We start from the raw sequence: 9,221 nt of genomic DNA on the forward strand, positions 1-9,221 counted from the left end.
GTTTGTCTAGCATTGACTATCTTTGGGTAGCTTTGTTTAGATTTCTCTGAGCGGTATCTACTTTCACGGACAAAATTATTATAGAGAAGCGCAACAACGATTAAAACTATTGCCCCAAAAAGAGTGGGAAACAGCAGAAAACTCCATGCTGGTTTGCTCAGGTAAATAATAACTGGATTGGAGCCTGCTGGTGGGTGAGTTGTTCGGGTAAGCATCATCACAGAAATGGCAGTACCAACAGCTATAGCAACTGACCACCAGGTTGCTCCAAAAAGCGTCAGACATACCAAACCAATAAAGGAACTCAAAAAATGACCTCCAAGCACATTTCGCGGTTGTGAAAAAGGCACATCTGGAAACCCAAATACCAAAACGCAGGACGCTCCAAAAGAGCCTAGTACAAGTGTTACAGAAAATGTATTGGAGAGAAGCGCAACTGCACTGATTGCCAAAAATCCTCCTAACCAAGCAAGTATTATTGCTCTAGCTGAATGCTTAGGAGGTAGTTTCGTATTATCCCCTTTTAGCTTCTGAAAGAAATTTATCCGAGACACTGCTTTTCTGGTGCTACCAGCATAGCTGTTTAATTGCTTAACCATGTAGATTCACCTCAAATCCAGCCTAAAATCTCCATTTTCACCCGCCAGACAGGTTTCGTAGTCGAGGACTCCAGAATAGATTGGGTTGGCAACGCCATGATTAATAACGATAACTTGTTGCAAATGCGAAAGAGCAACCTGAGGGTTAAGGAAGATTTTCTCGCTCAAGGAAGCATCTACAATCAAAACTTTCGCCTCGCAATAGTCCAGCAGGGATAGGAGGTCCTGCTCTGCCAGCCAAGGATTAAGCATGACGATTACGGCACCGATGGCTGGAATGCTGAAGTGAGCTTCGATTATCTGTCGATTGTTTTCTGTTAGGAGAGCAACCCGATCTCCATACCCCACCTGGAGTCGCTTCAGCACTTGTGCTAGACAGCGAGAGCGGTGCAATAGCTCGGCGTAAGTCACTGTTCCATCAGGATAGGCGATCGCGCTTCGGTTAGGAAATGCCTGACCACTGCGCTCTAAGAAAGTGGTTGGACTTAAGGGTACATAGGAATGCATAGGTTCTCCTCTAATACGAACTGATATAGTAATTGGACTTGATTGGTGAACATATCTCTGTTGTTTCCTGCTTTGTCGCGTGTTAAATTGCCTGTTCATAAATCAAATAAGACTACTAACTGTGCTGGTTGATTTATCTCATTTTTAGGCGTTCTAATGTGCGCGGTTCATGATAGCTACTTAGTATTTTGGCTCAATTGCTATTTGCAGTGTCGGAATATATCCGTAACCAAAACAAAGAAACCACCGTTGAAGATGCTGGTACTCTGATTCAAAATCAGAGTACTTCACACCAATAACTATCTTGAAACAGGCTTAACGTCTTCGTGCAGTACAGCAAACTCGTTCCACAAATCAGGTCGCTGTTTGACTTTGATATAACGCGTGGCCAAAATGGTGCAGCCATTAATAGAAGCCATTGTATGAAAAGTGCCTGGTGAGCGAAGTATTAATGAACCGGGCAAGAACGTGACGCCATTCTCAATATAATCCCCGGTTAACACTAGAACCATTTCATACCCTATATGTTCATGCAAGGCAACAAATGCGCCAGCCTCATATTTAAGAATTGCAGCATCAGGACCTTGGGGATCTTGATCTACTAAACTAAATATTGTGTGAATCTCAACACCTTTTCTCACATCTAATTGATAGGGTACGAACTCAAGCTCACTAGGCAAAGAAACATTTTCCATACCCAAGAACTTAAATTCTCTATCGTTGATGGAATTATATGGGAATGGGTCGAACTTTATTTGACCATTGCTCATCAATTGACCATTTGTTGGAATAGGACCGTTACCTTTGTTTGTGCCGTTGTATCCCGATGGAGGTTTTTTTGACATTTGGTTGTTCTGTGACATTTGCTTTTCAATATTTACGTAGATTGAATTTTTCTTTTGAAGAAATTTTCTTTGGCAGTGTCAACTACATTATTTTGATTGCGTATTTTGAACTGTGGCAGCAATATCAGGGGTTGATGACCGAACGCTTGGAAGCTTTGCAAATAGCGGCGACGGCAGTACAAACGAAGACGCTGACTCAGGAGTTACGCGAAAATGCTAGGCAGGCAGCACATAAACTGGCGGGTGTGTTGGGGATGTTTGACCGGGAAGCAGGAACTACACTGGCGCGGCAAATTGAACAGATTTTATTAGAAGATGAAGCTTTAGGACAAGGTGACAAAGGGGATAAGAAGTTGTTGTCTTTGGTGCGGGAGTTGGGTGAATTGCTAAATTTAGCTGATTCAGAACCATTTTCGCCCTCAAAAACATCTCGACTGCTGTTGATTGACCCAGACACAAATTTAACTCAAGAGTTACAGGAACTAGCACACTCACTCGACTTGAGTTGGAAACAGGTGACAACGTTGGAATTAGCTAAAACCTGGCTCCAGTCGCACTCCCCAGATTTAGTTGTGCTGGCTGTGGATGATATGGAACAGCAGGAAGATAGTTTGGCACTGGTGGCAGATTTTGCCGCTAGGACACCTCCAATACCAGTGTTAGTCATTACCTCTAGAGATGGACTATTAGATCGTGTCACTGTAGCCCGTGCTGGCGGACAAGGATTTTTGGTTAGACCTGTGACCGCTCCTCGGGTTTGGGAAATCGCAACACAACTATTACAGCGTTCTCGTTCAAGAAGTGTGAGTGTATTAGCTGTTGATGATGACCCGGTGTTTCTGGCGGGACTGCGCTCTATGCTGGAACCTTGGGGTATACAAATGACAGAATTGGATGACCCGTTACGCTTTTGGGAAGTCCTGCGACGTACTGCTCCCGATTTGCTGATTTTGGATGTGGATATGCCTCAACTAGGGGGTATAGAACTGTGTCAGGCAGTACGCACTGATCCGGACTTGCAGGGACTGCCGATTTTATTTCTTACTGCTCACCGCGATCGCGAAACTATCCAACAGATATTTGCAACTGGGGCAGACGACTATGTTAGTAAGCCAGTTGTGGCTGCGGAACTGTTAACCCGAATCACCAATCGTTTAGAGCGCACCCGCTTGCTCAAAACCCTTTCTACTAAAGACCCTCTGACTGGATTGGCAAATCAACCACAATCATATCGTGATTTAGAACTTTTAATCCAAAGCATGAAGGATGCAGATAAAAGCGCAAACTCTGATTCATCCCTTCTCCCTGATACTTTTTGTCTGGTGGTGTTTTTTATTACAGAATTACCAGCAATTAATCTTCAATATGGTCATGCTACAGGCAATCAGATTTTACAAAGGTGGGGTCGTCTATTCCAAGCTACCTTTCGGGGTGCGGAAGTACTCGGTTATTGGGGCAACGGAGAGTTTGTGGTAGGGACGCCAGGATTGACCAAACAACAAACAAGCGATCGCCTCAGCGAAATCCTGACTACCCTACGGCAGCAAGTGTTTACTGCACCAGACAACAGCCGCTTTCAAGTCAGCTTTAGGTTTGATATAGCTGAGTATCCCACTGATGGATTAACTCTACAATTCCTGTATCAAATTGCTAGTCAAGCTTCGTGAAAACCGTATACTATCTGCTATGTAGTCTCTTTTTTTACAATCAAAAATCTGTATTCTGTATTTTGTGTTCTGAGTTCTTTAATAAAGCCAAACAATCAGTTTCAGCCCACCAAGCATAAATAGGAGTTTCACGACCTGGCAAATTCCCAAAAGTATTAGGCTGCAAAACGGTGATGCGTATACCGTTTGTCAATTGCACAATATAGTTGACGTGGGTTCCAAGATACATGATGTTGACGAGCCGTCCTTCAAAGCAGTTCGTTTGCAAACTGGGTTTATAAAGCGAAAGCTGAATTTTTTCTGGACGGACGCTGACGACGACTGCTTGGGATATTTCAGTTGGTGTGTCATGCTGGCGAGCAACCACAATTGAGAATCCTGTTTTTGTAAAAATTATGACACTTGAAGCATCTACACCTGCGATTTCACCTTCAAATAAATTCGTATCACCAATAAAATCAGCTACAAAGCTTGTGCGTGGTTGTTCGTATATATCACTCGGGGTGCCTATTTGTTCAATTTTGCCTTGATTCATCACAGCAATACGATTCGACAAGGACAATGCTTCTTCTTGGTCGTGAGTCACCATGATAAAGGTCAACCCTAGTTCTTGATGTAAATTTGAGAGTTCGACCTGCATTTCCTTACGCAGTTTTAAGTCTAGCGCCCCAAGAGGTTCATCTAATAACAAGACTGCGGGTCGATTCACAAGCGCCCGTGCTAATGCTACTCTTTGCTGTTGACCACCAGAGAGTTGACTGGGAAAGCGCGATCGCAACCCTTCCATTTTCACCAGTTCCAAAGCTTCTTTAACTCTGCTTTGAACTTCCGACCTGTGTATGTTTTTTAACTTTAGTCCAAACGCGACGTTATCCCAAACATTTAAGTGATTAAACAAAGCATAGCTTTGAAAGACTGTGTTGACAGGTCGGCGATAAGGGGGAACGCTTGTCATGGACTGACCTTGAATCAACACCTTACCAGCATCGGCTGTTTCAAACCCTGCAATTAAGCGTAGGGTAGTTGTTTTGCCACACCCAGAAGGACCTAAAATACTGAAGAATTCTCCGTGTCTGACGCCTAAGTCTACCCCGTGTACTGCTGGATCTTGGTTAAAAAACTTGAAAACGTTATGCAGTTCAACATCCAACGACTCAAAAGCCGTCCTCCCAGCCTGATTCTGCGTCAAATGTTGAGCCATAATCCACCAGTTAGATCCTATTATCTTCAGTTTTTTTGTTGATTAATATAGTCGATTCGGCAAACCACAGGTTACACTTTGGTTGATTCGACTTACCAAGAAGAATTTACAAAAAATATGCTGTTCCGGTTATCTTAACGCGGAATACAGAAAAGAATTTCACCTAACTTTATACCAATAAAAATTATTTTGGAATTGGATATTTTTCTATGTCTACAGTAAAGTCCCGTCCTACCAGCAAAAATAGAGAAGTACGTACAGTCGGACAAGGTTTGCAGCCTATATTTTTTATTGTATTTACCTTGTTGATGATCACTGGTATCAATATTCGCTTAGGATATTTACAAATTATTGAAGGACATAAATTTAAGGAACGAGCCGCAGCAAACCGGATTCGGACGATTTCCAAACAACCAGAACGAGGTAATATTTTTGACCGCAATGGCAAACTACTAGCGACAACTCGCTATCCGCGTTCTGTGTACTTATGGCCAATGGCACACACTAAGCCATCCTGGTCAGTTGTCGGTCCGCGTCTTGAGAAAATTCTTAATATATCCCAAGAGGAGATAGAAAAGAAATTAGATGAGGCTGGTGCTAGCGCCACTTCTCTGGTACGGATTGCTCGCGACCTCAGCGAAGCACAAATCACTGCATTGAAGGAGTATGAAAACGAACTGCCGGGTGTCGAAATTAATACAGAAGCCGTACGCTACTACCCGCATGGCAAGGAGTTAGCTCATATACTAGGTTATACTAGGGAGTTGACGCCTGAGCAGTTGAAAAAAAAGAAACCAGAAGGCTACCGCTTGGGAGATGTAATTGGTCAGATGGGGGTAGAAAAAGCGTATGAACAACTGTTGCGGGGTGAATGGGGTGGTCAGCAAGTAGAAGTAGATAGTAAAGGTCGCCCAATTCGAGTTTTAGGAGAAAAACAGGCAAAAGCAGGTAATGATATTCACCTGACTATAGATTTAGATCTGCAAAAGGCAGCCGAAAAAGCTTTAACACTTCGTAGGGGTGCAGTTGTTGCACTAGATCCCAATACTGGGGCTATTTTAGCAATGGTGTCTCATCCCACCTTTGACCCAAATATCTTCTCCAAGCAAAAACTTTCTCAGAAGGACTGGCAAAGTCTACAAGGTAGTGAACATCCCTTAGTCAATCGCGCCTTGAGTGCTTTTCCACCTGCGAGTACTTTCAAAATCATTACCACAACTGCGGGGTTGGAATCAGGTAAATTTTCTCCTAGCACAGTGCTGCAAACTTACGGTTCTCTGACTGTTGGGGGAGTTACCTTTGGTGAGTGGAACCACTCGGGATTTGGCGCACTGGGATTTCAGCGTGCGATCGCCATGAGTAGCGATACATTTTTCTACCAAGTTGGTCGCAGAGTCGGTGGTCCAACTTTGATTGAATGGACTCGCAAGTATGGATTTGGCAAAAAAACCGGCTTTGAGTTTTCGGATGAAGAATCAAAAGGTAATGTTCCAGATGACGCTTGGAAGCGAAAAGTGTGGAAAATGCCTTGGACTGTGGGCGACACTATCAATATGTCCATTGGTCAAGGTGCTTTGCAAGTCACTCCACTACAATCTGCAATCATGTTTTCTGTCCCTGCTAACGGTGGCTACAGAGTAAAACCACACTTGCTCAAAGACCATGAAGAAGCAAAGAACTGGCGGGAATCTCTGAATATGAAACCAAGTACGATCAAAGTTCTTCGCGAAGGATTGCGCCAAGTGATCACAGGTGGTACAGGGACACTATTGAATGTACCATCAATTGCCCCTGCAGCAGGTAAGAGTGGTACTGCTGAAGCTGGTATTAATCGCCCAAATCATACTTGGTTTGGAGCATATGCTCCTGCTGATAAGCCAGAAATTGTGGTTGTAGCGTTTGGTGAAAACTCTGGTGGGCATGGTGGTACCGACTGCGGACCAGTTGTCTTAAAAGTCCTAGAAGAGTATTTTCAGAAAAAGTATCCAGGTAAATATCAAAAATCTGAGTCTGAAGAATCAAAAGCGAAAACTCAAAACTCAAGACGTAGATCTGGAGATTAACAGTTATCAGTTATCAGTTATCACTAAAGAGCGCATCTAGCCCCTCTAGGGGCGCTACGCAAACGCTTGGGTAACGGTCCGGTGACCTAGTATAGCTTGAATTAGGGGCGATCGCTTCGGCGATCGCCTCTACCATGTGGTTTGTAGTTTCTACCCGAAAAAGCGTTGTAAATTTGGACTACCGTCTTTGCCAAATTAACAGTATAATCATTGGTTTTCTCTGAATAGCGCTAATTGATGTATTTCCTTATGCAAAATACTGACAACAATTTGGTTTATTCTATATAACAAAAACCAAATGACAAATGCTGCACTACTGGGGTTGTTTTTCTTTCAATCCCAGGTAGAAATTTGGCGCGATCGTATACAGTTCATGCGATTCTCGGAATCGCTATTTGTGACATGAGGCTACTGCAACAACCTCAATTAGCGAGCAAAAAAGAGACACGTACTGTAGGCCGGGGTTTCCAGCCGTTGTTCTTCATTATATTTACCTTATTGATGACAGCTGGTATTGGTGCTCGTCTAGTATATTTGCAAATTGCGGAAGGTGCAAATTATCGCAAGCGAGCTGAGGCAAACCGGATTCGGATGATTCCCAAACAACCAGAACGGGGTAATATTTTTGACCGTAATGGCAAACTACTAGCAACAACTCGCTATCCGCGTTCTGTGTACTTGTGGCCAATGGCACACACCAAGCCTTCCTGGTCAGTTGTCGGTCCGCGCCTGTCCAAAATTCTCAACATTCCTGTAGAAGAGATGGAAAAGAAATTAGACGACTCTGGTTTTAACTCTTCTTTGGTGCGGATCGCTCGTGACCTGAACGACGCGGAAATTACGGTATTGAAGGAGTACGCCAATGAGCTCAAAGACGTGGAAATTCATACAGAAGCTGTACGCTACTACCCACATGGTCAGGAGTTAGCCCATGTACTGGGTTATACCCGAGAAATAACGCCGCAGCAGTTGAAACGAAAGAAACAAGAAGGTTATCGCCCAGGAGATATGATTGGTCAAATGGGGGTAGAAAAGGCGTATGAAAAATTGTTGCGGGGTGAAAGAGGTGGTCAGCAAGTAGAAGTGGATGGAAAAGGTCGCCCCATTCGAGTGCTAGGAGAGAAACAGGCAAAAGCAGGTAGTGATATTCACCTGACTATAGATTTGAATCTGCAAAAAGCTGCTGAAAAAGCTTTAACGGGACGTAACGGCGTTATTATTGCACTAAACCCCAATAACGGTGCTGTTTTAGCAATGGTGTCTCATCCCACCTTTGACCCGAATCTCTTCTCCAAGCGAAGACTTTCTAAAAAAGATTGGGAAAGCATACAAGGTGAAAACCATCCCTTGCTGAATCGTGCTGTTGCTAGCGCCTTTCCACCCGCCAGTACTTTCAAAATAGTCACTGTAACAGCAGGACTGGAATCCGGCAAATTTTCTCCCGACACAGTGCTGCAAACCTACGGTTCTCTGACTGTTGGCAGAGTCACGTTTGCGGAGTGGAACCACGCTGGATTTGGTCCATTGGGATTTACAAAAGCCTTAGCAATGAGTAGCGATACTTTCTTCTATCAAATCGGTAGGGGGGTAGGTGGTCCAACCTTAATTGAATGGGCTCGCAAATACGGATTTGGTGAAAAAACTGGCATTGAGTTCAACACCGAAGAAACGAAAGGTCATATTCCAGATCAAGCCTGGAAGCAAAGAACCTGGAAAATTCCTTGGACTGTAGGCGATAGCATTAATATGTCTATTGGTCAAGGTGCTTTGCAAACCACACCACTGCAAGTTTCTGTAATGTTCTGTATCCCAGCCAATGGCGGTTATAAAGTGAAACCACATTTGCTCAAAGACCATGAAGAAGCAAAAAACTGGCGAGAATCTCTGAATATGAAGCCAAGTACCGTCAAAACTCTGCGTGAAGGACTGCGAAAGGTGATAGCTGAGGGTACGGGTAAAGCTCTTAATGTGTCAACAATTCCTCCAACATCCGGTAAAAGTGGTACGGCTGAGGCATGGAAGAATCGTGTCAAAGCAAACCATGCATGGTTCGGAGCATATGCCCCCGCTGATAAGCCAGAGATTGTCGTGTTGGCATTTGCTGAACACTCTGGCGGTGGTGGCGGTAGTGTTGCTGCCCCAATGGTGTTACAGGTGATGGAAGAATTTTTTCAAAAGAAATCTTTGAATAAGTCTGACAAAGCTGATACTGAGGCGTTGAAATTAAGAACTCACAGTCCCAGAATGAGGCGGCAGAATGAATCAAGAGAATGACGAGGAAAGGAGGGTTGGGAACTGTAACTTAATCCCTGCTCACCTCTGTTCATTGCTGATCGTTT

7 protein-coding genes are annotated in these 9,221 nt (G+C 43.9%); 3 read left to right on the top strand and 4 right to left on the bottom strand.

Going from position 1 to position 9,221, the window contains the following annotated elements:
* The 3 genes from DP116_RS24410 to DP116_RS24420 all read right to left on the bottom strand — a co-directional run.
* Positions 1-599 (bottom strand): HPP family protein (locus DP116_RS24410; RefSeq protein ID WP_169157622.1); only part of this gene is annotated, 599 nt, incomplete at its 3' end.
* A 6-nt stretch (positions 600-605) separates the two neighbouring features.
* Positions 606-1,106 (bottom strand): AMP-binding protein, encoded by a 501-nt coding sequence (locus tag DP116_RS24415; RefSeq protein WP_169157623.1) that lies wholly within the window; start codon positions 1,104-1,106, stop codon positions 606-608.
* Between the two features lie 299 nt (positions 1,107-1,405).
* On the bottom strand, positions 1,406-1,951 hold the full coding sequence (locus DP116_RS24420; protein WP_169157624.1) for a cupin domain-containing protein: 546 nt from the start codon (positions 1,949-1,951) through the stop codon (positions 1,406-1,408).
* Here DP116_RS24420 and DP116_RS24425 point away from each other — a divergent pair.
* On the top strand, positions 1,945-3,618 hold the full coding sequence (locus tag DP116_RS24425) for a response regulator (protein ID WP_246275779.1): 1,674 nt from the start codon (positions 1,945-1,947) through the stop codon (positions 3,616-3,618). The genes DP116_RS24420 and DP116_RS24425 overlap by 7 nt on opposite strands.
* Before the next feature lie 40 nt (positions 3,619-3,658).
* On the opposite strand, the gene DP116_RS24430 is transcribed toward DP116_RS24425, so the two are convergent.
* Positions 3,659-4,819: an ABC transporter ATP-binding protein gene (locus tag DP116_RS24430; RefSeq protein WP_169157626.1), complete on the bottom strand. Its 1,161-nt coding sequence runs from the start codon at positions 4,817-4,819 to the stop codon at positions 3,659-3,661.
* Between the two features lie 209 nt (positions 4,820-5,028).
* Here DP116_RS24430 and mrdA (DP116_RS24435) point away from each other — a divergent pair, with 209 nt between their 5' ends.
* The gene (mrdA, locus tag DP116_RS24435) at positions 5,029-6,882 is read left to right on the top strand and encodes a penicillin-binding protein 2 (RefSeq protein ID WP_169157627.1); all 1,854 of its coding nucleotides are present in this window, start codon (positions 5,029-5,031) and stop codon (positions 6,880-6,882) included.
* 402 nt (positions 6,883-7,284) lie between these two features.
* Entirely contained in the window at positions 7,285-9,156 is a 1,872-nt protein-coding gene (gene mrdA, locus DP116_RS24440) for a penicillin-binding protein 2 (protein ID WP_169157628.1), read from the top strand.
* Positions 9,157-9,221: the final 65 nt, after the last annotated feature.

Source organism: Brasilonema bromeliae SPC951 (assembly GCF_012912135.1).
GTDB classification, from domain to species: Bacteria; Cyanobacteriota; Cyanobacteriia; order Cyanobacteriales; family Nostocaceae; genus Brasilonema; species Brasilonema bromeliae.

Bases quoted from the DNA above. Each gene is read 5' to 3' on its own strand.
- DP116_RS24415 (WP_169157623.1), bottom strand. From the start codon at position 1,106: ATGCATTCCTATGTACCCTTAAGTCCAACCACTTTCTTAGAGCGCAGT.
- DP116_RS24420 (WP_169157624.1), bottom strand. From the start codon at position 1,951: ATGTCAAAAAAACCTCCATCGGGATACAACGGCACAAACAAAGGTAAC.
- DP116_RS24430 (WP_169157626.1), bottom strand. From the start codon at position 4,819: ATGGCTCAACATTTGACGCAGAATCAGGCTGGGAGGACGGCTTTTGAG.
- mrdA (WP_169157627.1), top strand. From the start codon at position 5,029: ATGTCTACAGTAAAGTCCCGTCCTACCAGCAAAAATAGAGAAGTACGT.
- mrdA (WP_169157628.1), top strand. From the start codon at position 7,285: ATGAGGCTACTGCAACAACCTCAATTAGCGAGCAAAAAAGAGACACGT.